Annotated in this window: 24 protein-coding genes; 9 read left to right on the top strand and 15 right to left on the bottom strand. The window is 70.6% G+C overall.

What is annotated here, in order from left to right:
• Window positions 1-26: 26 nt before the first annotated feature.
• Window positions 27-395 (bottom strand): DUF2946 family protein, encoded by a 369-nt coding sequence (locus ACGHC0_RS22750; RefSeq protein ID WP_368353088.1) that lies wholly within the window; start codon window positions 393-395, stop codon window positions 27-29.
• Between the two features lie 196 nt (window positions 396-591).
• Here ACGHC0_RS22750 and ACGHC0_RS22755 point away from each other — a divergent pair, with 196 nt between their 5' ends.
• Window positions 592-1,359: an alanyl-tRNA editing protein gene (locus ACGHC0_RS22755; protein ID WP_415266840.1), complete on the top strand. Its 768-nt coding sequence runs from the start codon at window positions 592-594 to the stop codon at window positions 1,357-1,359.
• 47 nt (window positions 1,360-1,406) lie between these two features.
• Window positions 1,407-3,662: a protein-disulfide reductase DsbD family protein gene (locus ACGHC0_RS22760; protein WP_415266841.1), complete on the top strand. Its 2,256-nt coding sequence runs from the start codon at window positions 1,407-1,409 to the stop codon at window positions 3,660-3,662.
• Between the two features lie 18 nt (window positions 3,663-3,680).
• Here ACGHC0_RS22760 and ACGHC0_RS22765 read toward each other — a convergent pair whose 3' ends face one another.
• Together ACGHC0_RS22765 and ACGHC0_RS22770 are read right to left on the bottom strand one after the other, a co-directional pair.
• Entirely contained in the window at window positions 3,681-4,700 is a 1,020-nt protein-coding gene (locus tag ACGHC0_RS22765) for a formylglycine-generating enzyme family protein (protein WP_415268448.1), read from the bottom strand.
• A 169-nt stretch (window positions 4,701-4,869) separates the two neighbouring features.
• Window positions 4,870-5,439 (bottom strand): TetR/AcrR family transcriptional regulator, encoded by a 570-nt coding sequence (locus tag ACGHC0_RS22770; protein WP_415266842.1) that lies wholly within the window; start codon window positions 5,437-5,439, stop codon window positions 4,870-4,872.
• A 100-nt stretch (window positions 5,440-5,539) separates the two neighbouring features.
• On the opposite strand from ACGHC0_RS22770, the gene ACGHC0_RS22775 reads away from it, so the two are divergent.
• Complete coding sequence (locus ACGHC0_RS22775; protein ID WP_415266843.1) at window positions 5,540-6,757, top strand: MFS transporter; 1,218 nt, start codon at window positions 5,540-5,542, stop codon at window positions 6,755-6,757.
• Window positions 6,758-6,779: 22 nt separating this feature from the next.
• Here the strand turns inward: ACGHC0_RS22775 and ACGHC0_RS22780 are convergent, their stop codons facing one another.
• From ACGHC0_RS22780 to ACGHC0_RS22795, 4 genes are read right to left on the bottom strand one after another with little or no spacing between them, the layout of a single operon-like run.
• A complete protein-coding gene (locus ACGHC0_RS22780) occupies window positions 6,780-7,358 on the bottom strand; it encodes a DUF2062 domain-containing protein (RefSeq protein WP_415266844.1) in 579 nt (192 codons plus the stop codon).
• Window positions 7,355-7,519, bottom strand: a complete 165-nt coding sequence (locus ACGHC0_RS22785; protein ID WP_167539395.1) for a hypothetical protein — start codon at window positions 7,517-7,519, stop codon at window positions 7,355-7,357. Before ACGHC0_RS22785 ends, ACGHC0_RS22780 begins: the two co-directional genes overlap by 4 nt.
• A 29-nt stretch (window positions 7,520-7,548) precedes the next feature.
• On the bottom strand, window positions 7,549-8,550 hold the full coding sequence (locus tag ACGHC0_RS22790; RefSeq protein ID WP_415266845.1) for a TerC family protein: 1,002 nt from the start codon (window positions 8,548-8,550) through the stop codon (window positions 7,549-7,551).
• A gap of 4 nt (window positions 8,551-8,554) precedes the next feature.
• A complete protein-coding gene (locus ACGHC0_RS22795) occupies window positions 8,555-8,689 on the bottom strand; it encodes a hypothetical protein (protein ID WP_269321410.1) in 135 nt (44 codons plus the stop codon).
• 142 nt (window positions 8,690-8,831) lie between these two features.
• Here ACGHC0_RS22795 and ACGHC0_RS22800 point away from each other — a divergent pair, with 142 nt between their 5' ends.
• Window positions 8,832-9,722 (top strand): LysR family transcriptional regulator, encoded by an 891-nt coding sequence (locus tag ACGHC0_RS22800; protein WP_415266846.1) that lies wholly within the window; start codon window positions 8,832-8,834, stop codon window positions 9,720-9,722.
• Window positions 9,723-9,732: 10 nt separating this feature from the next.
• Here the strand turns inward: ACGHC0_RS22800 and ACGHC0_RS22805 are convergent, their stop codons facing one another.
• From ACGHC0_RS22805 to ACGHC0_RS22825, 5 genes are all read right to left on the bottom strand, one after another.
• Complete coding sequence (locus tag ACGHC0_RS22805; protein WP_415266847.1) at window positions 9,733-10,302, bottom strand: nucleotidyltransferase family protein; 570 nt, start codon at window positions 10,300-10,302, stop codon at window positions 9,733-9,735.
• A 315-nt stretch (window positions 10,303-10,617) separates the two neighbouring features.
• Complete coding sequence (locus tag ACGHC0_RS22810) at window positions 10,618-11,118, bottom strand: DUF4411 family protein (RefSeq protein WP_415266848.1); 501 nt, start codon at window positions 11,116-11,118, stop codon at window positions 10,618-10,620.
• Complete coding sequence (locus ACGHC0_RS22815) at window positions 11,115-12,257, bottom strand: helix-turn-helix domain-containing protein (protein WP_415266849.1); 1,143 nt, start codon at window positions 12,255-12,257, stop codon at window positions 11,115-11,117. Before ACGHC0_RS22815 ends, ACGHC0_RS22810 begins: the two co-directional genes overlap by 4 nt.
• 156 nt (window positions 12,258-12,413) lie before the next feature.
• On the bottom strand, window positions 12,414-13,787 hold the full coding sequence (locus ACGHC0_RS22820) for a sulfatase (protein ID WP_415266850.1): 1,374 nt from the start codon (window positions 13,785-13,787) through the stop codon (window positions 12,414-12,416).
• On the bottom strand, window positions 13,784-14,770 hold the full coding sequence (locus tag ACGHC0_RS22825; protein ID WP_368353109.1) for a Bug family tripartite tricarboxylate transporter substrate binding protein: 987 nt from the start codon (window positions 14,768-14,770) through the stop codon (window positions 13,784-13,786). Before ACGHC0_RS22825 ends, ACGHC0_RS22820 begins: the two co-directional genes overlap by 4 nt.
• Before the next feature lie 88 nt (window positions 14,771-14,858).
• Here ACGHC0_RS22825 and ACGHC0_RS22830 point away from each other — a divergent pair, with 88 nt between their 5' ends.
• From ACGHC0_RS22830 to priA, 4 genes are all read left to right on the top strand, one after another.
• On the top strand, window positions 14,859-15,479 hold the full coding sequence (locus tag ACGHC0_RS22830; RefSeq protein WP_415266851.1) for a MarR family winged helix-turn-helix transcriptional regulator: 621 nt from the start codon (window positions 14,859-14,861) through the stop codon (window positions 15,477-15,479).
• 64 nt (window positions 15,480-15,543) lie between these two features.
• The gene (gene hemE, locus ACGHC0_RS22835) at window positions 15,544-16,674 is read left to right on the top strand and encodes a uroporphyrinogen decarboxylase (RefSeq protein ID WP_415266852.1); all 1,131 of its coding nucleotides are present in this window, start codon (window positions 15,544-15,546) and stop codon (window positions 16,672-16,674) included.
• Window positions 16,675-16,708: 34 nt separating this feature from the next.
• Window positions 16,709-16,966, top strand: a complete 258-nt coding sequence (locus tag ACGHC0_RS22840; protein ID WP_128099242.1) for a hypothetical protein — start codon at window positions 16,709-16,711, stop codon at window positions 16,964-16,966.
• A 405-nt stretch (window positions 16,967-17,371) separates the two neighbouring features.
• Window positions 17,372-19,501, top strand: coding sequence for a replication restart helicase PriA (gene priA, locus ACGHC0_RS22845; protein WP_368355690.1), 2,130 nt, complete (start codon window positions 17,372-17,374; stop codon window positions 19,499-19,501).
• A 17-nt stretch (window positions 19,502-19,518) separates the two neighbouring features.
• Here priA and xopF2 read toward each other — a convergent pair whose 3' ends face one another.
• From xopF2 to ACGHC0_RS22860, 3 genes are all read right to left on the bottom strand, one after another.
• Entirely contained in the window at window positions 19,519-21,729 is a 2,211-nt protein-coding gene (gene xopF2 / locus ACGHC0_RS22850) for a type III secretion system effector XopF2 (RefSeq protein WP_415266853.1), read from the bottom strand.
• Window positions 21,726-22,220 carry a hypothetical protein gene (locus ACGHC0_RS22855; protein ID WP_415266854.1) on the bottom strand — a complete coding sequence of 165 codons (495 nt, stop codon included), beginning with the start codon at window positions 22,218-22,220 and terminating at the stop codon, window positions 21,726-21,728. Before ACGHC0_RS22855 ends, xopF2 begins: the two co-directional genes overlap by 4 nt.
• 117 nt (window positions 22,221-22,337) lie before the next feature.
• The gene (locus ACGHC0_RS22860; RefSeq protein WP_415266855.1) at window positions 22,338-23,303 is read right to left on the bottom strand and encodes an AEC family transporter; all 966 of its coding nucleotides are present in this window, start codon (window positions 23,301-23,303) and stop codon (window positions 22,338-22,340) included.
• Between the two features lie 189 nt (window positions 23,304-23,492).
• On the opposite strand from ACGHC0_RS22860, the gene ACGHC0_RS22865 reads away from it, so the two are divergent.
• Complete coding sequence (locus ACGHC0_RS22865) at window positions 23,493-25,559, top strand: ATP-dependent helicase (protein ID WP_415266856.1); 2,067 nt, start codon at window positions 23,493-23,495, stop codon at window positions 25,557-25,559.
• Window positions 25,560-25,646 lie beyond the last annotated feature (87 nt).

The following is a 25,646-nucleotide window of genomic DNA, read 5'->3' on the forward strand; positions in this document are numbered from 1 at the left end:
AGCCCTGCCGGAAGAAGGCAGGCCGGTCAGGCCCGCTTCGGCGGCCCGCGCGCCGGCAGCGGCGCGCCCACCAGCGCCGCAAGGCGCGCGGCCTCCACGGGCTGCAATGCATGCGCCAGCGGCTGCCCCATCGGCACCGCCAGCACCACCGGCACGGGCGGCGGAGCCCCGGGCGCGAGGCACAGCGCGCAATCCAGGCCATGCTGGCCCATCTCGCGCAGTCCGCTGCCGTCATCCCGCATGACCACCAGCTTGGCAGCGCCCGCCGCATTGCAGACCACCTGCAGGCTCTGCGGATGCAGCAGCGGCGACGCCGCGGCCATGCCGAAGGCGAGCATCCACCACGCCAGGACCAGCGGGGCCAGGCGGCGGAGGCGGGGCAGGAAGGGAGTCACCGGGACAAACAAGATGGTTCGGATGCAGAGACGCAAGGCGTGCGTCCCGCATCACCAGGGCATTATGCGGCGGCCGTGCGGATTCCACATTCCGGGAGCCCACCCGTGGGGCAGGCCATCGATGAATCCGGAGCGCCCGGCGCAGGCTTTGGAACGCAAGCGCTCCCGCCCCCGGAGCCGGCGCTACCATCGCCGGATGACCCACGCCGAAGCCCTCGCCACTCCCACCCGCGACCTGTTCCGCGAAGACGCCTACCTGCGCGAGTGCCGCGCCACCGTGACCGCCGTGCTGCCCGACGGCGGCATCGTGCTCGACCGCACGGTGTTCTATCCCCTGGGCGGCGGGCAGGCGGGCGATGCCGGGGTGCTGGTGCGGGCCGACGGGCGCGAGGTGCCCATCGCCGACACGCGCAAGGGCAAGGACGCCGAGGGCCGGCCCACGGCCGCCATCGTGCACGTGCCGGCCCCGGGCGCCGAGCCGCCCGCCGTGGGCGAGGAAGTCACCGCCCGCATCGACTGGGAGCGCCGCCACCGGCTGATGCGCTTCCACACCACCACGCACCTGCTGTGCCACCTGGTGGCCCAGCCCGTGAACGGCTGCTCGGTCACGCCCGACGCCGCGCGGCTGGATTTCCACATGGACGGCCCGCTGGACGCCGCCGCCCTGAATTCCGGCATCGCCCGCCTCGTGGCCGAGGCGCACCCTGTCACCATCGGCGCCATCACCGACGCCGAGCTGGACGCCCGGCCCGACCTCGTCAAGAGCATGAGCGTGCAGCCGCCGCGCGGCAGCGGCCAGGTGCGCACGGTGCGCGTGGGCAGCGAAGGCCAGGCACAGATCGACCTGCAGCCCTGCGGCGGCACCCACGTCGCCAACACCACCGAGATCGGCGCGGTGGTCGTCACCAAAATCGAGAAAAAAGGCGCCATGGCCCGCCGCGTGGTGCTCGGCTTCGCGGCCTGAGCGCGCATCCAGGAACCAACGCCGCCCGCGCCGCTCTCACCCGCGCCATGTCCGTCCGCCTCCTGCAGCGCCTGCTGCCGCCCCTCGCCCTCCTGGCTGCCTGCGCCCTGGCGGCCCCGGCCTCCGCCCAGCTGCTGTCCCAGCCCGCCGGCGGCGCCCCTGCCGGCACCGTGGCCGGCAGCAGCACCGTCACCACCCCGCACGTGCGTACCGAGCTGGTGGCGCATGCGCCCGACGGCGTGGGCCCGGGCAAGCCGCTCTGGCTGGGCCTGTCGATCACGCACCAGCCCGAGTGGCACACCTACTGGAAGAACCCGGGCGACTCCGGCCTGCCCACGCAGGTCGAATGGCGCCAGCTGCCGCCGGGCATCGACGCGGGCGAGATCGCCTGGCCCGTGCCGCGCAAGATCCCCATCGGCACGCTGGCCAACTACGGCTACGAGGGCACGGTGCTGCTGCCCGTGCCCATGACCGTCTCCGGCGCGTTCTCGCCGGGCCCGCTGGCGCGCAACGCCACCTTCACCCTGCATGCCTCCTGGCTGGTCTGCCGCAAGGAATGCATCCCCGAAGAGGGCACCTTCACCCTGCAGGTGCCCATCGCCAGCACCACCGCCGGACAGGCGCAGGATTTCGAGGCGGCTCGCCAGGCCCATCCGCAGCCCCTGCCCCCCCCGCCCGCCGCCGCCACCGGCGGCACCCGCAGCCACGCGCGCGTGGAGCGCGGCATGCTGGTGCTCACCGTGGCCGGCCTGCCCGAGGCGGTGCGCGGCAAGCCGCTGGACTTCTTCCCCGAAACGCCCGGCATCATCGAGACCGCCGACGACGGCACGCAGGACTGGCAGGGCGACGTCTGGACCGCGCGCGTGGCGCTCTCCGCCCAGCGCAGCGAAGGCCCCATGCCCCTGCCCGTCGTGCTCGCGCAGGGCGGCCGGGGGTGGCGCGCCGAACTTCCCGTGGAAGGCGGCTGGCCCCGGCCGGCCTCCATGGCCACCGTCTCGCCCGCCCTGGAGGCCGCCCTGCGCGCGAATGCGCAACAGGCATCGCCAGCGGCTCCCGCGGCACCGGCCACCCCGGCACCGGCCGGCGTCCTGGCGGCCGCGCTGCTGGGCGCCCTGCTCGGCGGGCTGGTGCTCAATCTCATGCCCTGCGTGTTCCCGGTGCTCGCCATCAAGGTGGCCGGCTTCGCGCGCCACGGGCAGGACCGGCGTGCCCACCGGCTGGGCGGCATCGCCTACACGGCCGGCGTGGTGCTCTCCTTCCTGGCCCTGGGCGGCGCCATGCTGGCGCTGCGTGCGGCCGGCGAGGCCGTCGGCTGGGGCTTCCAGCTGCAGTCGCCCGCCGTGGTCGCGGTGCTGGCCGGGCTGTTCACGCTGATCGGCCTCAACCTTTCCGGCGTGTTCGAGTTCGGCCGCATGCTGCCCTCCTCGCTCGCGGGCCTGCAGGCGCGCCATCCCGTGGCCGATGCGTTCCTGACCGGCGTGCTCGCCGTGGCCGTGGCCTCGCCCTGTACCGCCCCCTTCATGGGCGCCTCGGTCGGCCTCACGGCCACGCTGCCGGCCGCGCAGGCGCTGGCGGTGTTCGCGGCGCTCGGCATCGGCCTCGCCCTGCCCTACCTGGCCGCGAGCTGGGTGCCCGCCGTCGCCCGCGCCCTGCCCCGCCCCGGCGCCTGGATGGACACGCTGCGCCGCTTCCTCGCCTTCCCCATGTTCGCCACCGTCGTCTGGCTGGTCTGGGTGCTGGGCCAGCAAAGCGGCATCGACGGCGCGGCCGCCCTGCTCGCGCTGCTCGTCGCGCTCGGCATGGTCGTGTGGGCCTGCACGCTCGCGGGCCGCGCGCGCCTGGCACTGGCGCCCCTGTCGCTGGCCGTGTTCGCGGCCCTGGCCGTGGCGGCCGTCCCCAAGATCACCGAAACCGCCCCGCCCCTGGCCGCCTCCGCCACCCCGGGCACATCCGGCGCCGCCGCGTCGGCCTGGCAACCCTGGCGCCCGGGCCTCGCGGAAGAACTGCTCGCCCAGGGCCGCCCCGTGTTCGTGGACTACACCGCCGCCTGGTGCGTCACCTGCCAGTTCAACAAGAAAACCACCCTCGCCAGCGACGCCGTGCTGCGCGAATTCGCGGGCCGCAACGTGGCCCTGCTGCGCGCCGACTGGACGCGCCGCGATCCCGCCATCACCGCCGCGCTGGCGCAGCTGGGGCGCAGCGGCGTGCCGGTCTATGTGCTGCAGGCGCCCGGCCGGCAGCCGGTGGTGTTCTCGGAGATCCTGGGGGAGAGGGAATTGCGCACGGCGCTGGCGGCTCTGTAGCCCGGAATGCATGCCACGCTACCGCCGCGGGCGTGGCACCGGCGGGATCTCCCGCACCAGCCGCATCCCGACCAGCGTGTACCGCGTCTCCGGGCTGTTCCAGTTGCGATAGGTGCAGCGCGCATACAGCGGCCAGGTGTGCCAGGAGCCCCCGCGCCGCACGCGTACCGTGCCCGTGGCGGGGCCCTGCGGGTCGTCGCGCACCGACCGCGCGTAGGCGTCGTCGGCATGCCAGTCCGATACCCATTCCCAGGCGTTGCCGTTCATGTCATGCAGCCCGAAGGCGTTGGGCGGATAGCTCGCCACGGGGGCGGTGAACGCGTTCCCGTCGTGGCCCGGCACGGCCTGCGCCTGCCAGCGCGGCCAATACGGGGCGGCATCCTGGTCGAACGTATTGGCATGGCGCGCCAGCGCCGCCGGATCGTTCCCATGGCCGTAGCGCGCCTGCCGGCCCGCGCGGCAGGCATATTCCCATTCCGCTTCGGTCGGCAGCCGGTAGCGGTGGCCCTCGGTGGCGTTCAGCCACGCGGCCAGGGCGTGCGCGTCGTGCCAGGTGACATTGACCACCGGATGGTCGTCGCCCTGCGCGAAGCCCGGATCGCGCCATGAATAGCGCGGACTGCGCCCCTCGAACGCATCGCCGCGCGCCGTCGTGGCCGGATCGTAGGCGGGGTTGTAGCCATAGCCGCCCGTGCCATCGGCCTCGGACTCGGCGCGATAGCCCGACGCCTGCACGAACCGCCGGAACTGCCCCACCGTGACCTCCGTCTGCCCCAGGTAGAACGCGCGGGTGATGCGCACGGTGTGCACCGGCGCCTCGTCATCCAGGGCCGCCAGGCGGCTGGCCTCCATGCCGGGGTAGTCGCGGGCCAGGCGTTCCACGGGCTCGTCGCTGCCCATGCGGAAACTCCCGGCGGGAACACGCACGAACCGCATGCCCAGCGAATTGGTCCAGACCGGCACGGCTGCCCTCTCTGGCGTGGCAGCCTTGCCAGCCGCCGCCTCCACGGCCGGCCAGGAGAAGCACAGCACCGCCATCGCCACGCGGGGCAGGCAGGGGAACGGAACAGAAACCATGACGGCGCTCCTGCCGGCATCGCGGCGATACAGCCATCGTGCCACGCCCCATTCCCTCCGGTGCGGGCCAGATGCGGAGATTCCACATCCGCGGTGCGCCACCCCGCCGTCCCGCGACGAAGGCACCGTGCTAGCGCGCCATGCAGGCATCCACCCACTGCACCACCTGCTGCACCGTGGGCGTGTCCGCCCCCATCAGCAGGCGGTAGATGATGGGGGCCACCACCGTGTCCAGCACGCAGTCCACCGAGGGCGTCACCTGCCCGCGGGACCGCGCGCGCTCCACCATCATGGTGATCTGACCCGCGGTGATCTGCAGGCACTGGCAGGGCGCGGAGCCATCCCCGTAGCCGCTGGCGGAGAGCACGTCCTTCAGCATCTGCCGGCCCGGGCCGGACGACATCTCCTCCAGGAACTGCTCACCCCAGGCCAGCAGGTCGCCGCGGAAGCTGCCGGTGTCGGGCGGCCCGGCCTCGTCGCGCATGCGCTCGAGCGACACGTCCGCCAGCAGTTCCGCCAGGTCGCCCCAGCGGCGATAGATGGTGGACGGCGTGACACCCGCCTGCACCGCGATCTGCGGGATGGTGAGCGCTTCGCGGCCGTGCAGCGCCGTCAGGTCGCGCACGGCCTGGTGCACGGCGGCCTGCACGCGGGCACTGCGCCCGCCGGGGCGCAATCGGGTGGTGGCTCCAGACGTCATGCGGCGATTCTAGGAGAGGCCGGCCTGCCTCTCCTGCCGTAAAGCAAAGACTTTGCTTTAGTGAGAGAATCCGCTAACGCAATTTTTTAGCGTTAAAGCCATGCCCACCGCCCTGTCTCCCACTCCCTCGTCCCTGCCCCTTGCCTGGCCCGCGCGCCGGCTCGGGCCCGATGCCGCGCTGTGGCTCGCGGTGTCCGTGCTGATGATGTTCCTCGCCGCATCCAGCGCGCCTTCGCCGCTCTATGCGATCTACCGCGAGATGTGGGGCTTTTCGGCCTTCAGCCTCACGGTGGTCTTCTCCAGCTACGCGTTCGCGCTGCTCGCCGCGCTGCTGTGCTTCGGAGCGCTGTCGGACCACGTGGGCCGCCGCAACGTGGTCATCGCGGCGCTGGCGCTGGAGTTCGTCTCGGTGGTGGCCTTCTGGCAGGCCGAATCCGTGGGCTGGCTGGTCGCGGCGCGCGTGCTGCAGGGGGTGGCCACGGGCATGGCCACCAGCGCGCTCAGCGCCCTGCTGGTGGACCTGCACCCCGTGCGCGGCCCGCTGATGAACAGCGTGGCGCCCATGATCGGCATGGCCATCGGCGCCCTTGGCACCAGCGTACTGGTGCAGTACCTGCCCTCGCCCACGCACCTGGTGTTCGAGCTGTTGCTGGTGGTGATCGCGCTGCAGTGCGCCGCCGCCTTCTGGCTGCCCGAGACGGTGTCGCGCCGCCCCGGCGCCTGGCGCTCGCTGGTGCCGCGCATGCACGTGCCGCACGCCGCGCGGGCCCCGCTGCTGCGCATCCTGCCGCTCAGCACGGCCGGCTGGGCGCTCGGCGGCTTCTACCTCTCGCTCGGCCCCTCGCTGGGCAAGCTGATCACGCACAGCGCCTCGCCGCTCGTCGGCGGCCTGCTGATCGCCGCGCTCGTGCTGCCCGGCGCCCTCGCCATCGGCGCCGTGCGCCATCGCCCGCCGCGCGGCGTGCTGCAGGGCAGCGCCGCGGCGCTGGCCCTGGGCCTGGCCATCACCCTCGCGGGCGTGGCCCGGCACAGCCCGGTGGCGTTTTTCGGGGGCACGCTGGTGGCGGGCCTGGGCTTCGGCGCCGGCTTCAACGCCTCCGTGCGCTGCCTCGTGCCCATGGCCTCCGCGCAGGACCGCGCCGGCCTGATGGCCAGCTTCTTCGTGCTGAGCTACCTCGCCTTCAGCCTGCCCGCCATCGCCGCCGGCCTGCTCACGGGCCTGTACGGGCTGCACGCCACGGCGTTGGGCTACGGCGCGCTGCTGATCGCCCTGGCCACCGTCTCGGCGTTCGGCGCCCGCGCCATGCCTGACCGCTGAACGGCCGGGGGACGCCAGCGCCTCACCGCATCCTCTGCGCCCGGTGCCACACCGGCACCCACCACAGCGCCTGCACCAGCGCATACCCCATCACCGCGAAAGCCAGCGCCAGCAGCGGCAGCCCCACGGCCAGCGGCGCGCCCAATGCGTGCATCCACGTGGCCATGGCCTCCACGCCGCCCGCCGCGGACCAGCCCTCCCAGGCCGGCAGCCGCTGCTCGCCCGGCAGCACCCAGGCGCCCACCTGGAAGGCCAGGGCATAGAGCGGCAGCGTGGTCAGGGGATTGGTGTAGAGCGTGGCCGCGGCGCCCACCACTGCGTTGCCGCGCAATGCGGCACAGGTGGCGACCGCGGCCGGTATCTGCAGCGGCCCGGGGATCAACCCGCAGAACAGCCCCGCCGCGGCGCCGCGCGCCAGCGCCTCGCGCCGCAGGCACAGCAGCTGGCGCCGCTCCAGCCAGGGGCGCAGCCGCGAGAGGGACGGCCGCTCCATCAGCGCGCGGGTGGCCGGCTCCTGGCGTCGCAACCAACGGCGCACGCCGGTCATCGCACGGGCCAGCGGCTGCGCGAGCCACCCGGCCACCGAGCCGGCGCCGCTCACAGCGCCACCGCCACCGCGGTGGCCGCGCCCCAGGCGCCGGTCAGGGCCGCCAGCAGGCGCACGTCGCGGCGCTCGTTGCCGCCCCGCCAGCTCAGGAACGTGGTCAGCGCAAACGCGGCCAGCAGGGTGGCCATCACGGCCTCGATCATCGTCAGATCCATGGTGTCGGTCTTTCCCGTTCAGGCCGGCCTCAGGCGCCCTTGCCCGGCAGCGCAGGAGGCGTACCGCCACCACCACCGCCGTCCTTGCCGCGCGACGTCCAGAGCGACGCCACGATCGAGCCGGCGATCAGCGCCCCCGTCACCAGCAGCGCATAGCCGATCGGGATCTTGTAGAGGTCGATCAGCAGCATCTTCGCGCCGATGAACACCAGCACCATCGCCAGGCCGTAGGCCAGCAGGTGGAAGCGGTCCGCCAGGTCGGCCAGCAGGAAGTACAGCGCGCGCAGGCCCAGGATCGCGAAGATGTTGGCCGTGAGCACGATGAACGGATCGCTCGTGATCGCGAAGATCGCCGGGATGCTGTCCACCGCGAAGATCACGTCCGTCACGCCGATCATGATCAGCACCACGAACAGCGGGGTGAACAACTTCACGCCACCCACCACCGTGGTCATCTTCTCGCCGTCGAACGTATCCGACATGCGGATGCGCTTGCGCAGGAATTTCAGCACCGGGTTCGTGGAGATGTCCGGCTCCTGCCCCGCGGCGATCCACATCTTCACGCCCGTGATGACCAGGAACGCGCCGAACACGTACAGCAGCCAGTGGAACGTGGCCAGCAGCCAGGCGCCCGCCAGGATCAGCACCGTGCGCAGCACGATCGCGCCGATGATGCCGATGATCAGCGCGCGCTTCTGGTACTCCGCCGGCACGGCGAAGTAGCTGAAGATCATCAGGAAGACGAAGATGTTGTCCACCGACAGGCTTTTCTCGACGAGGTAGCCGGTGATGAACTGCATCGACACCGTGTTGGCCACCTCCCGGCCCTGCGAGCCGTCCAGGTACCACCAGAGGATGGCGACGAACACGAACGCGAGCGAGAACCACAGCACGCTCCACTTGAGCGCCTCTTTCATGGTCACCTTGTGCGCGCCCTGGCGCTCCATGACCAGCAGGTCGATGGCGATCGCCACGACCACGAACAGGCCGAAGCCGGCCCACATCCAGGGGGTTCCGATGGTTTCCACCATGGTGTCAGCCCTCCCGGCGCACGCGGCGCGTCGTGGCCGTGGTCAGCGGCAGGAGCGAAAACGCAAAAACGCCGGGCCCGGCTGGCTCGGCGCCCGGCGGTGCGGCATGCGGCACCAGAAGAAGTCGGGTGGTGGTCATGATGGAGGGCAATCGAAGTGGAGACAAAAAAGAGGGAATGCGAACCCGCACTGTCGGGCCTGCGGATCCGGAAAGGAAGATAGCCCGGCCGTAAGATCACTTCGGTTTTTACGAACTGTTTTGCTTCCTTGTCCTACAAAAAATGAGCCAGCGCTTCAACTACCGGCACCTGTATTACTTCTGGGTGGTCGCCAAGGAAGGCGGCGTGGCCCGCGCCGCCGAGCGCCTGGACATGGCCGTGCAGACCATCAGCGCCCAGGTGCGCTCCCTGGAGAAGGACCTGGGCACCGCCCTGCTGCGCGCCGAAGGCCGCAACCTCGTGCTCACCGACGCGGGCGTGGCCGCCATGCACGAGGCCGACCAGATCTTCGCCCTGGGCGAGCAACTGCAGCACCGCGTGGCCGAAGCCGCCACCGGCCGCATCCTGCGGCTGAACCTGGGGATTTCGGACGGCATCGCCAAGGTGGCCGTGCACCGCCTGCTCACCCCCGTGCTGGACGCCCCCCACCTGCGCCTGCTGTGCCACGAGGGCGAATTCCAGCCCCTGCTGGGCGAACTCGCCCTGCACAAGCTCGACGCCGTGCTGGCCGACCGCCCCGCCCCGCCCAACCCGGCCCTGAAGACCACCAGCCAGCTCCTGGGCACCAGCCCCATCGCCTGGTACGCGCCGCCCCAGTGGGCCGAGGCGGCCGCCCGGAATTTCCCCCAGAGCCTCGCCGTCGTGCCCGTGCTGCTACCGACCGAACACGCCGCCGCGCGGGCGCGCATCGACCACTGGCTGGAGCGGGAACGCATCCGACCGCGGATTGCGGGGGAGTTCGAGGACAGCGCCCTGCTCGCCACGTTCGCGAGCACGGGCATGGGCGTGATGCCTGCGCCGGAGTCGATGGGGGAGCACCTGGCGCGCACGCACGGGCTGGTGGCGGTGGGGACGACGGCGGACGTGCAGGAGCAGTTCCACCTGATCTTCAGTGCGAGGAAGGTGATGCATCCGCTGGTGGTGCGATTGGTGGAAGGAGGGACGCTGGATTGATCGGGCCAGATCAGACGCGGCTCGCCTCCGGCACTTTCGCCGCGAGGTGCGGCCACCGCGCGCGATAACTCGCCACCTTCGCCGCGAACAGTTCGGGGTACGGGGTCAGGGGGTTGGGCGACAGCGTGCCGGCATAGACGCCATCCACCCCGTACGGAGCGTGGCACGCGCCAGGCCGAACGCCTACGCACGATTCGAGGACGAGAAAGCGCCGGATTCCGTCCTCGGACGAGGTGAGCGGTGGGCAGGGGCGCCCGAAGTGCTGGGGGTACCAGAGGTGCACGCGGGCCTGGTTCGCGACTTCGACGGTGACGCCCAGGTCGGACAGCACCGAGTCCGCATGGGCCTGCGCTGCCTTTTCGCCCGACTCGCTCAGGTCCTTGTCGTCGAAGTAGAAGAGGTCGTAGTCCTTGATGTCGGCATCTGCGGGGCGGTGGGACTGCAGGTTCCAGATGGTCTGGAACAGGCAGCCGGCGACAAGCCATGCGTTTGGGAGAGCGGGCGGCAGGGCATTCCAGCGCGCGAGGATGGCGGCATTGGCTGGGTTGGATGTGATGTCGTGCAGGAATTGAGGGGTCATGGTCTGACTCGCTGGAAACCGATGCGACAGGTGAATGCCTGGTGTGTAGCCGAATCGAACACACCGCTGACCGCACCCAAATCGACCACTGACTGAAATACGAACGCACCTGCCCGCTCATTGCCAGGTGAATTTGAGGACAGGGTCCTGATCACTACGTTTGCCAGCAAGGGCAGGGGCGTGATACATCATTGAAGATGTCCTGGCGCTTGCACCACATGGGTCAGTGGAGGGCACAGCTGGCCTATTGGATTGCACCAAGGGCTGAGCCAAATCAGGACGAGAAGAGCAGGAAGGGCCTCTCAAGTTGTTCATTCACTCCGCGAGGACAAACCTTGCGTCAGTTTGACTGAGCAGTTCGAATGTATCGATCCAGGCCACACCGAAATGTTGGCACACATTTGGGATGCTGTACTTGCGCCGCAACTGCAGATTGAATTGCTCGTGAGTGACGATGGCAACGCCCTGTTTGGTCATTGCCTTGGCAATGAGCCAGGGATCCGCGCCATCCAAGAACTCTTCAAGCGCCCCGATTTTCATGCCAGAGGCCTGGGAAGCAACATGTGCAGCGACATCCATAAAAGCCTGCTGCGTGGCTTCATCATTGACTGGCTGGAAGAGACCCGTCTGATTCTTGGCCCATTCCGCAAGTTCGTCATTGCCTCGTCTGAGTTCAACGCCGACAGGTTCAATGCTTGAGACAACCCCGGCACCATAACTACGCTGCACCCAAGTCCAGTAGGCCGGGCAGACTGTCATACGGTAATAGCGATTCTTCGCTTCGATAAGTGTGTTGGCGTCAAGCAAATAGGTCATGCGCCGAGCTTTCCGGCGAAGTCACGTATCTTCGAGGGCTGGACACCTAGCAGTTTGCCGGCATCGCGCAGCAGCAAGCGGCCGCTGAATGCCTCGGCAACGACAGCTTTGGCAAAGCGGGCGCTGTTCTTGGTTGCGGCATTCCGATAGAAGCTCCCCCCGCCGCCCTCCATTGCGCGAAAGGCATCGAGTTCTGCTCGATAGAAACTCGAGTATGTTGCTTGATCGACCAGGCCCATGTCCAAGGCGCGGCGAATGATGACTAATCGGCTGACATGAAATCGCTGTGCAAGATTGGCCACACGAACAGCCAAGTCTTGAGTAGACGCTGCCCACAATGCACCAAAGACAACCGATGGGGCCAGGAATTCACCCGCGACGCGGTTGCACACAACCTCTTCATGGCGGGTGTTCCCAGGCGCAGCATTAGAAATTCCGCTGCTGCCAAGCCATATGTGAGCCAGCTCATGCAATAGCGTAAACAGCCGGGCCGATGGCGCATCGGAAGAGTTGATGAAGACGACCGGCGCCAACGAGTGGCTAATGGCAAAACCTCGAAACTCGCCGACGTCGAGCTTGCGATGCGTGTTGTTGCCGACAATGCCGCTGCGCATCACTAACACCCCTGCACGCTCCGCCGCTTCAATCAACTGGCGATAGTACGTTTCCCAGTCACGTTGCCCTTGCTCGACGTCAACGCCCAGAACCTGACGGATGTCCTCGGCAATCGTCAACACGTCAGAGTTGGTGTTGAACCGACCTACAAATGGCAGGGGCTCGGCGCCCTGCTCCTGAAGATACTCTGCAAACCAGTCCTGCCGCTGCATGGCATGGCGAACCGTTTCCATGAGGTCGACGCTCGGCCTGCCGACAGGAGCCCCACCCACAGTGCGTAAGTCGGGCAAAGCGAGTTCATCGGCTGGGGCCTCAGGCAAGAAGAGATAGCCGAACGGTGCATGCAGAGCACTTGCAACATGCTGCGCTTGCCTGAAGGTCGGTTGAGCGTCTCCCTGCTCCCATCGCTGGAACTGCTCGGGCTTCACACCCGTGGCAAGCGCCGCTTCGCTGACGTCTAGTCCAACACGTCCACGCGCCCAGCGAAGCATCGCAGGGTTGATCAGCGCGTGAGTGTGGGCCATTTGGAGATTTTATGAAAACGGAGACATCCGAAGGCTCTGCGCAAGCCAGCATGCTAAAAATTAAACTAATGCATTGTTGAAACGTTACGTCGCGGGATTCCGTCTTCGCAGGGCACTTAATGAGCCACAAGAGCGCATGCGCCACGTGCGTAGACCCTACCGCCCCGGCATGTCCTTCTGGGTATAGCAAAGGCTCACCGTCGCATCCCCCGGAATCGCAGGCATGGTCGCCTCCCACGCTTCCCATGCCTGCACCATCTCCGCCAGCCTTCCAGGCTGCAGCGGCGCCAGGTTCGCTCGCTCGCGCTCGTCCTGCGCCAGGTTGAACAGGTAATCCACGCCATCCACGCGCAGGTATTTCCAGTCGCCGTGCCGCATGGCGCGCTGGCCGCGGTGGTTCATGCGCCAGAACAGGGGGCGGTCGGCGGTCCAGGCGGCGTCTTCCAACAGCGGGGCCAGGGTCTGGCCGTCCCACGGGTAGTCGGGGTGCGGCTGCGCGCCGCCCAGTTCCAGCATCGTCGCGCTCCAGTCCATGGTCAGGCAGGGCTGGGCACTGGTGCCGCCGGGGGCGATGGCGGCGGGCCAGTGGGCGATCCAGGGCACGCGGATGCCGCCTTCGGTCAGGTCCATCTTGCCGCCCACCAGGGGCCAGTTGTCGGAGAAGCGTTCGCCGCCGTTGTCGCTGGTGAAGACGACGAGGGTGTCGCGCTCCAGGCCGTGGGCGCGCAGCGTGTCCATGATGCGGCCGATGCCTTCGTCCATGTGGTGGATCATGCGGCGGTAGGTTTCCACGTTGCCGCCGGCCAGGTGGTAGATCGCCTGCCTGCTGTCGCGCAACTCGTGGGCCAGGGCCTCGTCGTCGCGGGTTTCCCAGGGCCAGTGGGGGGCGGTGTAGTGCACGCTCAGGAAAAAGGGCACGCCCTGCTTCGCGCCTGCGGCCATGCGCTCGATGTAGTCCACCGCGTGGTCGGTGATGAGGTCGGTCAGGTAGCCCTCCTGGGCTTTTTCCTCTTCGCCGAACCAGAGGTCGTGCGTGCCGTTGGCGCCGCAATGGGTGAAGTAGTCCACCCCGCCCGACATGGGGCCGAAGAATTCCTCGTAGCCCGACTTCATGGGACTGAAATGCGGCGGATAGCCCAGGTGCCATTTGCCCATGAGGGCCGTGCGGTAGCCGGCGTCATTGAGCAGCGAGGGCAGCGTGGGGTGCGCGGGCGGCAGGCCCAGGCGGTCGTTGCCGCGGGTGGCGGTGCGGATGGGCTCCTCTGCTGCGCCGCGCAGGCGGTACTGGTAGCGCGCCGTCATGAGCGCGAAGCGCGTGGGCGAGCAGACGGGCGAATTGGAGTAGCCCTGGGTGAACTTCAATCCGCCGGCGGCCAGTTGGTCCAGCACGGGCGAGACGGGACCGAAGGCGGCATCGCGCCCGCCGTAGCACCCCAGGTCGGCGTAGCCCAGGTCGTCGGCGACGATGAAGACGATGTGGGGCCGCGGCGCAGCGCGGCCCGCGGGGGTGCTCCCGTGCACGGCGGTCATGGGCGGTACCCGGAGTTGCGGATCACGGGCTCCCACTGCTTGCGGTAGGCGGCGATGCTCTGGCGCGTCTGCGCGGGGGTGCTGACGACGGGGTCCAGGTGGTTGTCCTTGAACTGCTTGACCACGTCCTTGTCCTGCATCACCTTGTGGACGGCCGCGGCATAGCGGTCCACCTGCGCGGCGGGCATGGAGCGCGGCGCGAACAGGGTGTTCCAGCCGGAGGCGGCCAGGTCCACGCCGGATTGGCGCAGCGTGGGCACCTGGGGCAGTTCGGGCAGGCGCTGCTCGCTGGAGACGGCCAGCAGGCGCAGCTTGCCGGCCTCGTGCTGGGGCTGCAGGGCGTCCAGCGTGTCCACGGCCACGGGGATCTGGCCGCCGATCAGGTCGGTGATGAGCGGGGCCGATCCGCGGTAGCCCACGGCCTCGACGGTGATGCCGGCCTTCTGCCCCAGCATGAGGGCGAAGAAGTGCGGCAGGCTGCCGGTGGCGGGCACGCCGATGTTGGCCGAGCGCGGGTTGGCGCGCATCCAGGCCAGCAGGTGCTGCATCTCGCGCACGGGCACGGCGGCGCCCACGGCCACGCCGAAGACGTAGTTGTTGACCTCGCTCACGGGCACGAAATCCTGGTCGGGCTGGTAGCCCACGTCGCTCACCACCAGGGGCGAGACGACCATCACCGCGGGGTTGGCCAGCAGCAGCATGGGCTGGTTGGGCGGCGCGTTCCTGACGTACTGGGCGGAGATGCGGCCGCCCGCGCCGACCTTGTTCTCGACGATGACGGGGGTGCCCAGCACGCGCTGCAGCTTGTCGCCGACGATGCGCGCGACGCGGTCGCTCGATCCGCCGGGGGCGTAGCCGACGACGATGCGCAGGGGCGCGTCCTGCGCCTGGGCCAGCGCGGCGCCCGCGCCCAGGGAGGCGGCGGCGCCCAGCAGGGCCGGGCGGGCCAGGGTGTTCAAGAGGAATTCGCGGCGCAGGGTCATGGCGGTGCACTCCATCGGCAGGGATGGCTGGCACTGTACGCAGCGGCGCGACAATTGTTCAAATCAACCCCGATGAGGACATTCCCGCATGGCGACGCGCCCCTCCCGTCCTGCCGCCCGTTCCGCACCCGCCTCCCCGTCCGTCCCGTCCAGCCCTTCGGAAGGCAACCCGCTGGCGGCGCCGGCCCAGCCCGGCGACCTGCTGCTGTACCGGCTGGTGAAGCTGGCGGCGGCCTCGGGCCGCCTGGTCACCCGCCTGTGCGAGCGCAGCCACGGCATCACGCGCCGCGAGTGGGGCGTGGTGATGTGGCTGGCGCAGGAGCCGGGGCTGCAGTCTTCGGTGCTGGCGGTGCGGCTGGAGCTGGACCGCGCGCGGGTGTCGCGGGCGATCGGCTCGCTGGAGGACAAGGGCCTGGTGCAGCGCAAGCCCCTGGCGGACGGCCGGCCGGCGGGGCTGTACCTGACGGAGGCCGGCACGCGGCTGCATGCCGCCCTGTGGCCGGAGGTGCGGGCCATCAACCGGGATCTGGCGCTGAGCCTGGATGCGGAGCACCTGGACGCCCTGGACCGCAGCCTGGCGCAGTTGCAGGAGCGGGCCGCGCAGCTGGAGCGGCAGCCGGCGGGCGCGGCGCCGTTTCCGCCGCGCAGCGGGGGCGCGCGGACCGGAGGGCGGCGGGGTCCGGCCCCGGGTGGCGGGCCCGCGGCTTGATCTGGGGCAAGGCCGGCCAGTCCATGGGCGCAGGGCGGCGGCGGGCCCTGCGACAATGCCCGCCATGAGTTTCGCCCCGCTCCAGAACGACACCTTCCTGCGCGCCTGCCGTCGCCAGGCCACCGACTACACGCCCCTGTGGCTGATGCGCCAGGCCGGCCGCTACCTGCCCGAATACAAGGCCACGCGCGCACGCGCGGGCAGTTTCATGGGGCTGGCCACCAACGTGGATTACGCGACCGAGGTCACGCTGCAGCCCCTGGAGCGGTTTCCGCTGGATGCGGCGATCCTGTTCTCCGACATCCTGACGGTGCCGGACGCGATGGGCCTGGGCCTGTCGTTCGCCGAGGGCGAGGGCCCGCGCTTCGCCCGCGTGGTGCGCGACGAGGCCGCGGTGGACCAGCTGGCCGTGCCCGACATGGAGAAGCTGCGCTACGTGTTCGACGCCGTGACCTCCATCCGCCGTGCGCTGGACGGCCGGGTGCCGCTGATCGGGTTTTCCGGCAGCCCCTGGACGCTGGCCTGCTACATGGTGGAAGGCAAGGGCAGCGACGACTACCGGCTGGTGAAGACGCTGATGTATTCCCGGCCGGACCTGATGCACCGCATCCTGGCGATCAATGCCGATGCCGTGGCGGCCTACCTGAACGCGCAGATCGACGCGGGCGCGCAGGCGGTGATGGTGTTCGACAGCTGGGGCGGCGTGCTGGCCGACGGTGCCTTCCAGGAGTTCAGCCTGGCCTACACCGCGCGCGTGCTGGCGCAGTTGAAGCGCACCGGCGTGGACGGCACCGATGTGCCGCGCATCGTGTTCACCAAGGGCGGCGCGCTGTGGCTGGAAGACATGAGGGGCCTGGATTGCGAAGTGCTGGGCCTGGACTGGACGGCCAACCTGGCCCGCGCCCGCGCGCTGGTGGGCGGCGCGGTGGGCGGCCCGGGCAAGGCGCTGCAGGGCAACATCGACCCGAACGTGCTGTTCGCGCCGCCGGAGGCGATCGCCGCCCAGGCGCGGGCCGTGCTGGACCGCTTCGGCGCCCCGCACACGGACCGTGGCACCACCGGCCCGACGCACATCTTCAACCTGGGCCACGGAATCAGTCAGCACACGCCGCCGGAACACGTCGCCGCCCTGGTGGAAGCGGTGCACGGCCACTCCCGGGCGATGCGCGCAGCGGCGGGCACGCGACGCGCCTGAGGCGGGCAGCCGGGCACCCGCCGCACCTTGACTTATGCACATCGCCGGCACCACGGCGGTGCAGCCGAGCGGCTGGCGAGTGCACGGCGTGACGGCCCCGACGATTTCTTCGAACAGCGCCAAGTCATTGATTCATATGGGAAGCAGGGCTGCTGCCGAATTTCCGGGCAGCGTGACGGAAGCCCGTGTTTTCAAGGGCCTGCGCGCGGTACACAGTGGATATCAACAAAGTTATCCACAGAAACTCTGGATTTCTCCAAAACCCCCGTCAAATCAAGCACTTGCCGGGTGAACCGAAGGCAGAACCGCACAGAAAGCCCCCTCCTACCACAATCCAGGGGGCTGCGGAACTCTTGACAAGGCCACTTATGCACACTCCGGCGCATGCGGCGGCGCAGCAATCCACAGGCCGGAGTCGAAGACGGGACTTGAAACAGTTCGCCCAACAGCCTTGATTCACAAGGATTTTTTCGTCACCCTGGGAACTCCGGAACACCCTCGCGCGCGGCAGCTGTGCACCGCCTGCCCCCTGGATGTCCCCGGATGCCCACAAAGTTATCCACACCCCGCCGGAAAATCCCTCCGTGCACCCGGCGGCCGCTTGCGGCAGACTCGGGCGCCGCCCCGGCCCTCGCCCCCCGACCCTTCCGTGTCCCAGCCCCTCTCCCAGCCCACGTCCGCCGCATCGCCACCCGCCGTGACCACCGGCGGCACGATCGTCTCGGTTGCCGTCCAGACCCCCGCGCACAGCGCGGTGGGCGGTCCGCTGAGCTATGCGAGCGCACACCCGCTGGAGCCGGGCACGCTGGTGCGGGTGCCCCTGGGCACGCGCGAAGTGCTGGGCGTGGTGTGGGATGCGCCGGCCGACGCGCCGGAGCTGCCGCGCGGCGCCGCGGTGCGGCCGGTGGCGGGCGTGCTGGAGGGGCTGGCGCCGCTGGACGCGGCCTGGCGGCGGCTGGTGGCCTTCGCGGCGCGCTACTACCAGCGGGCGCTCGGCGAGGTGGCGCTTGCCGCCCTGCCGCCGCAGCTGCGCGACCTCACGCCCGCGCAGCTCGCTCGGCGCCTGCGGCGTGCGCCGGCCGCCACGGCCGGGGAAGCCGCGCCGCCCTATGCGCCCGGGCCCCATGCCCTGAGCGCCGAGCAGCAGGCGGCCACGGACGCCATCGCTGCCCGGCCTGGCCCCTTCCTGCTCTACGGCAGCACGGGCAGCGGCAAGACCGAGGTGTACCTGCGCTGCGTGCAGCAGGCCCTGGCAGCCGACCCCGCCGCCCAGGTGCTGGTGATGGTGCCGGAGATCAACCTCACGCCGCAGCTGGAGGCGCGGTTCCTGGCGCGCTTCGCGCCGCTCTACGGGGCCGACAGCGTGGTCTCGCTGCACAGCGGCATGACCCACCCGCAGCGGCTGAAAAGCTGGCTGGCCGCGCACGCAGGCCAGGCGCGCATCGTGCTGGGCACGCGCATGGCGGTGTTCGCGAGCCTGCCGGGCCTGGCGCTCATCGTGGTGGACGAGGAGCACGACGCCAGCTACAAGCAGCAGGAGGGCGCGCGCTATTCCGCCCGCGACCTGGCCATCTGGCGCGGGCGCGAGCAGGGCGCCAAGGTGATCCTCGGCTCGGCCACGCCGTCGCTCGAGAGCTGGCACGCGAGCCGCCCGCCCGCAGACGGGGACCCGGGCGGGCGCTACCTGCGGCTGCACATGCCCAGCCGGATCGGCGCGGGCGCACTGCCGCGCGTGCGGCTGGTGGACATGGCGCAGCAACCGCGCGGCGCCGTGTTCTCGCCGCCGCTCGTGGCCGCCATCACCGAGCGCGTGGAGCGCGGCGAGCAGTGCCTGGTGCTGCTCAACCGCCGCGGCTTCGCCCCGGTGCTGCACTGCACGGAATGCGGCTGGAAGAGCGACTGCCCGCACTGCAGCGCCCACCAGGTGTTCCACAAGATCGACCGTTCGCTGCGCTGCCACCACTGCGGGTTCGCGCAGCGCGTGCCCTATGCCTGCCCGGGTTGCGGCAACCCGGACATCGCCCCGATCGGGCGCGGCACCGAGCAACTGGAAGAGCAGTTGGCCGCCTTGCTGCGCAACGTGATCACGCCGGAGCGCCGCGCCGCGCGCGTGGCCCGCATCGACGCCGACACCACGAAAGCCAAGGGCGCGCTGGAAGAGCAGCTCGCCCAGGTGCATGCAGGCGAGGTGGACGTGCTGGTGGGCACGCAGATGGTCGCCAAGGGGCATGATTTCCGGCGCATCACGCTGGTGGCGGCAGTGCAGCCGGACGGCGCGCTGTTCTCCAGCGATTTCCGGGCGCCCGAGCGGCTGTTCGCGCTGCTCATGCAGGCGGCGGGCCGCGCCGGCCGGGACGCGGGCTACGTCGCCGCCCAGGGCGGCGCCTGCGAGATGTGGGTGCAGACCTACCACCCCGACCATGCCGTGTACGCGGCGCTGCGCCGGCACGACTACCCGGCCTTCGCCGCGCGGCAGCTCGCCGAGCGCGCCGAGGCCGCCATGCCGCCCTTCGCGTTCCAGGCGCTGGTGCGTGCCGACGCGCGCACGCAGGAGGTGGCGCAGGCCTTCCTGGCCGGATGCGCCGAGGCAGCCCGGCAGGCGGGCCTTCCGGGGCTGGAGCAGGTGACGGTGTTCCCGCCCGTGCCCCTGGCGATCCAGCGCGTGGCCAACGTGGAGCGCGCGCAGATGCTGCTGGAGAGCCCGAGCCGCGCGGCGCTGCAGCGCTTCCTGGCGGCCTGGCAGCCGCTGCTGCACGCCTGCCGCGCGGACCCGGCGCACCGGGGGCTGGTGCGCTGGCTGGTGGACGTGGATCCGCTGGCGATCTGAGCGGGCCGGGCCCAGGGTCAGTCGGCGTGCGGCCGGGGCCCTTCACGCCAGGCGATGAGCGCCTCGCGCTGCTCCAGGTGGCGCACCACGCGCTCCAGGCGGGCCTGCACGTCCAGCAGCCGGGCGCGGTCCACGCCGTGCAGGTGCAGGATGTCGTCGCCGTGCGCGCTGGTCAGCTGGCGCAGGCTGTCCGCGGCCGATGCCACGGCGCCATGCGCGATGATGCCCTGCGGGCTCGCCCGCATCAGGTCCGCCAGGCTCGCCAGCGCCTGCGCCACGTGGTCGCGCACGGCGCCCCCCCCGGTCGCGGGCACCGGGGCGCGGCCCTCCTCTGCACGGCGCAGCGCGGCATCGGAGGACTCCGCGGTGGGCTGGCGTGCGGGCGGCACGAAGGAACGCATCGACGCGCTCAGCAGGGACCCTAGCACCGGGTCCAGCGCGCGCATCTCGCCACGGGCCTCGCGCCAGAGGCGCTCCTGCGTCTGGTCGCGCCGGCGGTCCAGGCGCGACGTCAGCTCGCCGCTGATGTCGCCCATCAGCGCCTTCCAGCCGCTCCAGCCCAGTTCGCTGAAAAAGCTCTGCCCGGCCTGCTGCATCACCCCGCCCAGGGAATTGGGCGGCTCGTCGCCGTCGGGCACGCCATAGCGGCCCCGGACGATCGAGGCGAACTGCAGGCCGGCCGCGGAGGCCACCGCGCCGATCACCACGTTGCCGCCCACGCTGCGCACGAAGAAGTCGCGCGCGGCATGGAACGCGCCGGCGCTCGTGCGGAAAGCCTCGCCCAGCAGCGGCACGGATTCCTGCGCCACGTTCCAGGCAAAGCCGGGCAGGCGCCGGGCATCGCGCCATTGCAGCGGCGCCTGGGTATCGTCGGGCAGCGCCAGCCGGAAGAGGTTGACGCGCTGCGTGCCGCCCACCAGGTCGGACACCGCCACCTGCCCGGTGCGCGGCAGGGCCTTGGTCGTTTCCAGCAGCGCCTTGTTCACCGCCGACGCGGTGCCCGAAGCCACCGCGCCGAAGCCCAGGGCACGCAGGGGCGACGCCAGCGTCTCCTCGCTGCTCAGGCTGCGGCGCGTGGCGTTGGCGCTGGCCGTGAGCACCGGCTTGAGCAGCGCGGCCTCGGCCTTGCCGTCCATGAGCTTCTGGCGCGTCTCCACGAGCTTGCGGTGGTCGAACGCGACGCCGCGCAGGGCATTGCGGGTGGGACGGACCACATCTTCCGTGGTGGACGTGCGGCCCACCTCCGAATCCCGCGCGGGTCGCCAGAAGCGCTTGGCGCCGCCGGCAGTCACTTCCAGCTGCACGGGCGCCGGGTCGGGAACCAGCACCTTCGGGTCCACCGCCTTGAAGCCCGGCATGTTCGCCACGCGCGAACGGCGGTCCATGGCCGGCACCACGATGGACTCGGTGAGGTAGTTCACCATGCCCGCCACCATGCCGCCGTACACGGCCGGCCAGATCTTGGAGGCGGTGTCCCCGTCCTCGTTGTCTCGCAGCGTCGAGATGGCGCCGCCCGACGGCGTGCGCGTGGCCGAGGTCATGAAGCCCTTGAGGCTTTCGTAGGCGATGGCCACGGAGGCACGCTGCCACCCCACGGGCGGCATGTGTTCTCGGAAGTGGTAGCCCCCGGTGGCGCCATAGGCCTTGTGGCGCTCCAGCAGGCGGTCCGCGGCCCACTGGACGTACTCCGCCTCCATCTGGGCCTGCAACTCCGCGCGGTCCTGCACGTCCTCGGCCAGCGGCATGGCGCCGAGGTGGGCCATGACCTGCATGCGCAGGCGGGCAACGGCCGCATCCGTTGCGTCGCCTTCGTCGCCGCTGGCCTCCTGGGCCGCGGCCTCGCGGTCCACGCCGCGCCGCTCCACCGTGTCGATGTCCAGGGACGACCTCGAGTTGCTGCGGGAGAACTCCTCGACGTTCGGCCGCTCGCGCTGCGAGCCCCGCAAATCCACCAGATCCAGGTCCAGGCGCGCGGAATAGAAGCGCGAGCTGCCGCCGGGCTCCGACGGCAGGGTCGTCCGCCGATGGGAGGCCGAGCCGTCGAGGCCGGCCGCGCGGGCCTGTCTTGCGGCGCCGAGTACCGCCAGCTCCCGGGGCGGCACCAGGCTGCGGGACGACGGCACGGTCTCCCGCCCCTGCGCGGGCGCCGAGGATTCCCCGGCATCCTGGAACCGGTCGGACCGGCTTTGCGTGCCGCGCAGCAGCGCCTGCTCGGAACCGCGGATCACGGCGCGGCCCCCTCGGCTGGCGCTGCGGCGGGCCCGGCTCCGGACGGTGCGGAGTCTCCGGGCGGCACCAGGGCATCCAGGGCGGCCCGCGCCAGCAGGTGGCCGCGGTCCATGTCGGCCGCCACGCGGGCGGCGTCGTGGCGCGCCTGCAGCGGCCGCAGGCCCAGAAGCCCCCCGTCTTCCATGAGGCCCAGCAGCCAGCCCTCGCCACCGAGCAGTTGCTCCTGCACGCCCAGCAGCCGCGGCACGTCCATCCCGCCGAGTTCGGCAGCGGCCAGCGGCAGCAGGACTTCCGGATAGGCGGCCCAGCGGTCTTCGTCCCGGCGGACGTGGATGCGGCACAGCAGGCCCGAAGGCCCCACGAAAGGCTCGCCGGACTGCAACGACCCGAGGATGCCGGGCGGCATGCCCAGGTGGGTGCCTATCTGCGAAAGATACGTCCGTGTGGCCACGGAGTCGGGCTGCGCCGGGGCAGCGGAAGGGGTGGTCATGGTGGAGCTCCTGATTCACGAAGGCGCCGCACGGGGCGCCTGCAACGCAGCCAATGTCGTGAAATCACGTAACGTCCCGATGACCGGGCCGAAGCCGGCCACAGGAATGCGAAGCGGTCAGGTCCAGAGGGCGACCGCGGCCGAAAAGCTCAGGAAAGCCAGCACCGTGGAGACCAGGATCACCCGGGCGATGCGCCCCGTGTGCGCGCCGAAGCGCTCCGCCAGCAGCGAGACGTTGCTGGCGCTCGGCAGCGCCGCCGCGAGCACCAGCGCCGTATGCGCCGGGGCGGACAGCGGCGCGCCCGCGGCGATCGCCGCATGGCCCGCACCCCAGACGAGCAGCGGATGCACCACCAGCTTGGCCAGCGCTGCGCCCAGGCCGTCCCAGGGACGCAGGACCTCGCCCGGATGCGCGGCCATGCCCGCTCGCGCGAGCACCGCGCCGATGGTGAACAGGGCCACGGGCGCCGCGGCATCCGCCAGCAGGCCCACGGTGCGGTCCACGGGCCCCGGCAGGACCACCTGCAGCCCCGAGGCCAGCGCGCCCAGCGCGATCGACCAGGGCATGGGGTTGGACGCCATGCCCCGCAGGGCGCGCCCCAGCGCCGCCCGCGCGCCCTCGGCGCCCGGCGCCCCCCCTCCGCCCAGGCGCGACAGGCCGACGCAGACCGCCGTGGTCACCACCATGTCCAGCAGCATCGTGAGAATCACGGGCCCTGCGGCCGCCGGGCCGAGCAGCGCCACCAGCAGCGGCACGCCCATGAAGCCGGTGTTGGGAAAGACCGTCGCCAGGGCGCCGAAGGCCGCGTCGTTCCAGCCCAGCCGGCGGCGCGTGAGCGTGATGGCCGCGGCCACCAGCGCCAGGCCGCAGGCCAGGTACACGCCCGCGGCCGCCGGATCCAGCAGCTCGGCAATGGGCGTGCGCGCGCCGAAGCGGAACAGCATGCACGGCAGCGCGAAGAACAGGACGAAGGCATTCAGCCCGGGGATCGCCGCCAGCGGCAGCCGCCCGGCGCGCGTGGCCAGGTACCCGCACAGCACGAGCGCGAAGAAGGGAAAGGTGACGGCCAGCACGGAGAGCACGCGGCATTCTCGCAGTGCGCGCGTCCTGTAGGACGCCGCCGCATCGGCCCGGCCCGCATTCCCCCGCACAACCCGGCGGCGGACCGCCCCGTTATCATCTGCACCCGCCTGCCGGCCCGGCTGTCCATGCACGGTCCGGCGGCAGCCCTCGCCCCGCTTTCCAGCCCTCCTCCCGTTTCCGCTCGCCGCATGTCCGCCGGTCTCAATCTCGCCCAGCTCCAGGCCGTCCACTACACGGAAGGGCCCTGCCTCGTGCTGGCCGGCGCCGGCTCGGGCAAGACGCGCGTGATCACGATGAAGATCGGCCGCCTCATCGAGACCGGGCTGGAGCCGCGCCGCATCGCGGCCATCACCTTCACGAACAAGGCCGCCGCCGAAATGCGGGAGCGCGCGCAGCACCTGATCGGCCGCGCGGCCAGGGACGTGCTGGTCTGCACCTTCCACGCCCTGGGCGTGCGCATGGTGCGCGAGGACGGGCACGTGCTCGGCCTCAAGCCCCAGTTCAGCATCCTCGACGCCGACGATGTGACCGGCATCATCAAGGACGCGGCCGGCGGCACCACCGACATCGCCACCGCGCGGCAGTGGCAATGGACCATCAGCGCCTGGAAGAACGCCGGCCTGGACAGCGCCGCCGCGCTCGCCCAGGCGAAGGACGACAACGAGCGCAGCATCGCCGTCATCATGCAGCGCTACGAGGAGCGCCTGACGGCCTACCAGAGCGTGGATTTCGACGACCTGATCGGCATGCCGCTGCGCCTGTTGCGCGATTTTCCCGAGGTGCGCGCCAAGTGGCAGCAGTCGCTGGGCCACGTGCTGGTCGATGAATACCAGGACACCAACGCCACGCAGTACGAACTGCTCAAGCTGCTGGTGGGCGAGCGCGGCCGGTTCACCGCGGTGGGCGACGACGACCAGTCGATCTACGGCTGGCGCGGCGCCACGCTGGACAACCTCAAGAAGCTGCCGGTGGACTACCCGCAGCTCAAGGTCATCAAGCTGGAGCAGAACTACCGCTCCACCAGCGCCATCCTGCGCGCGGCCAACAACGTCATCCAGCCCAATCCCAAGCTTTTTCCGAAGACGCTGTTCTCGGAGCTGGGCGAGGGCGAGCCGGTGCGCGTGGTGGACGCCGACAACGAGGAGCACGAGGCCGAGCGCGCCGTGGCCCGCATCCAGAGCCTGCGCGCCACGCTGAACCCGCAGCCGGCCTGGAAGAGCTTCGCCATCCTCTACCGCGCCAACCACCAGGCCAAGCCGTTCGAGAAGGCGCTGCGCAAGGCCAACGTGCCCTACAAGGTCTCGGGCGGCACCAGCTTCTTCGACCGCGCGGAAATCAAGGACCTGTGCGCCTGGTTCCGCCTGTGGATCAACAACGACGACGACCCGGCCTTCCTGCGCGCCATCACCACGCCCAAGCGCGGCATCGGCCACACCACGCTGGCCAAGCTCGGCGAGTTCTCGACGCAGCACAAGGTGAGCATGTTCGGCGCGCTCTTCAACCACATGCTCGAAGCCGTGCTGCCGCGCAAGGCGCACGAGAGCGTGATGGAGTTCGGCCGCTACATCAACTACCTGGAATACAAGGCGCGCCACACCCATGGCGCCGAAGATGCGCGCACCTTCATGACCGATTGGCTGAAGGAGATCGGCTACGAGCAGTACCTCTACGACAGCGAGGACAGCGAGACCGTGGCCGGTGCGCGCTGGACCAACGTGCTCGAGTTCTGCGACTGGATGAGCCAGCGCGCGGGCGGGCAGATCGAGGACACCGCCGGCGCCGTGGTGGCGAAAGAGACCAAGAGCCTGCTGGAGGTGGCGCAGACCATCGCCCTGCTGTCCACCATCAGCGAGCGCGAGAAGGACGAGGACCTCGTCACCCTTTCCACCCTGCACGCCTCCAAGGGCCTGGAGTGGCCGCACGTGATGCTGGTGGGCGTGACCGAGGGCATGCTGCCCTTCAAGCTCGACGACGACGAGGGCCGCCAGCAGAAGGTGAGCGAAGACACGCTGCAGCGCCTGCAGGAAGAGCGCCGCCTGATGTACGTGGGCATCACCCGCGCGCAGCGCAGCCTGGCCGTGAGCTGGACGAAGCGGCGCAAGAAGGGCCGCGAGATGGTCGCCGCCCAGCCCAGCCGCTTCATCGCCGAGATGGGCCTGGACAAGAACACCGCCCGCGAAGACCCGCGCGAGAAGCTGCGCGCCCTGCGCGCCGAGTTCGCGGCGCGCAAGTCCCCCGCCCAGACGTCGCCATGAACCCGCCGGACGCGCCATCCACCCCGGGCCGGCCCCGGGCATGCGGCGGGCGGCAGGCACCAGACCCTCATCATCATCCACGCCACC

It is taken from the genome of Acidovorax sacchari (genome assembly GCF_042847045.1).
GTDB classification, from domain to species: domain Bacteria; phylum Pseudomonadota; class Gammaproteobacteria; order Burkholderiales; family Burkholderiaceae_C; genus Paracidovorax; species Paracidovorax sacchari.

Coding starts and splice junctions, on each gene's coding strand:
- ACGHC0_RS22775 (WP_415266843.1), top strand. CDS start 5,540: ATGCCCACCGCCCTGTCTCCCACTCCCTCGTCCCTGCCCCTTGCCTGG.
- ACGHC0_RS22765 (WP_415268448.1), bottom strand. CDS start 4,700: ATGGCGGTGCTGTGCTTCTCCTGGCCGGCCGTGGAGGCGGCGGCTGGC.
- ACGHC0_RS22855 (WP_415266854.1), bottom strand. CDS start 22,220: ATGACCACCCCTTCCGCTGCCCCGGCGCAGCCCGACTCCGTGGCCACA.
- ACGHC0_RS22815 (WP_415266849.1), bottom strand. CDS start 12,257: ATGGCCCACACTCACGCGCTGATCAACCCTGCGATGCTTCGCTGGGCG.
- ACGHC0_RS22810 (WP_415266848.1), bottom strand. CDS start 11,118: ATGACCTATTTGCTTGACGCCAACACACTTATCGAAGCGAAGAATCGC.
- ACGHC0_RS22820 (WP_415266850.1), bottom strand. CDS start 13,787: ATGACCGCCGTGCACGGGAGCACCCCCGCGGGCCGCGCTGCGCCGCGG.
- ACGHC0_RS22760 (WP_415266841.1), top strand. CDS start 1,407: ATGTCCGTCCGCCTCCTGCAGCGCCTGCTGCCGCCCCTCGCCCTCCTG.
- ACGHC0_RS22790 (WP_415266845.1), bottom strand. CDS start 8,550: ATGGTGGAAACCATCGGAACCCCCTGGATGTGGGCCGGCTTCGGCCTG.
- ACGHC0_RS22805 (WP_415266847.1), bottom strand. CDS start 10,302: ATGACCCCTCAATTCCTGCACGACATCACATCCAACCCAGCCAATGCC.
- ACGHC0_RS22785 (WP_167539395.1), bottom strand. CDS start 7,519: ATGGATCTGACGATGATCGAGGCCGTGATGGCCACCCTGCTGGCCGCG.
- ACGHC0_RS22825 (WP_368353109.1), bottom strand. CDS start 14,770: ATGACCCTGCGCCGCGAATTCCTCTTGAACACCCTGGCCCGCCCGGCC.
- ACGHC0_RS22795 (WP_269321410.1), bottom strand. CDS start 8,689: ATGACCACCACCCGACTTCTTCTGGTGCCGCATGCCGCACCGCCGGGC.
- ACGHC0_RS22755 (WP_415266840.1), top strand. CDS start 592: ATGACCCACGCCGAAGCCCTCGCCACTCCCACCCGCGACCTGTTCCGC.
- ACGHC0_RS22840 (WP_128099242.1), top strand. CDS start 16,709: ATGCACATCGCCGGCACCACGGCGGTGCAGCCGAGCGGCTGGCGAGTG.
- hemE (WP_415266852.1), top strand. CDS start 15,544: ATGAGTTTCGCCCCGCTCCAGAACGACACCTTCCTGCGCGCCTGCCGT.
- ACGHC0_RS22865 (WP_415266856.1), top strand. CDS start 23,493: ATGTCCGCCGGTCTCAATCTCGCCCAGCTCCAGGCCGTCCACTACACG.
- ACGHC0_RS22770 (WP_415266842.1), bottom strand. CDS start 5,439: ATGACGTCTGGAGCCACCACCCGATTGCGCCCCGGCGGGCGCAGTGCC.
- ACGHC0_RS22800 (WP_415266846.1), top strand. CDS start 8,832: ATGAGCCAGCGCTTCAACTACCGGCACCTGTATTACTTCTGGGTGGTC.
- ACGHC0_RS22830 (WP_415266851.1), top strand. CDS start 14,859: ATGGCGACGCGCCCCTCCCGTCCTGCCGCCCGTTCCGCACCCGCCTCC.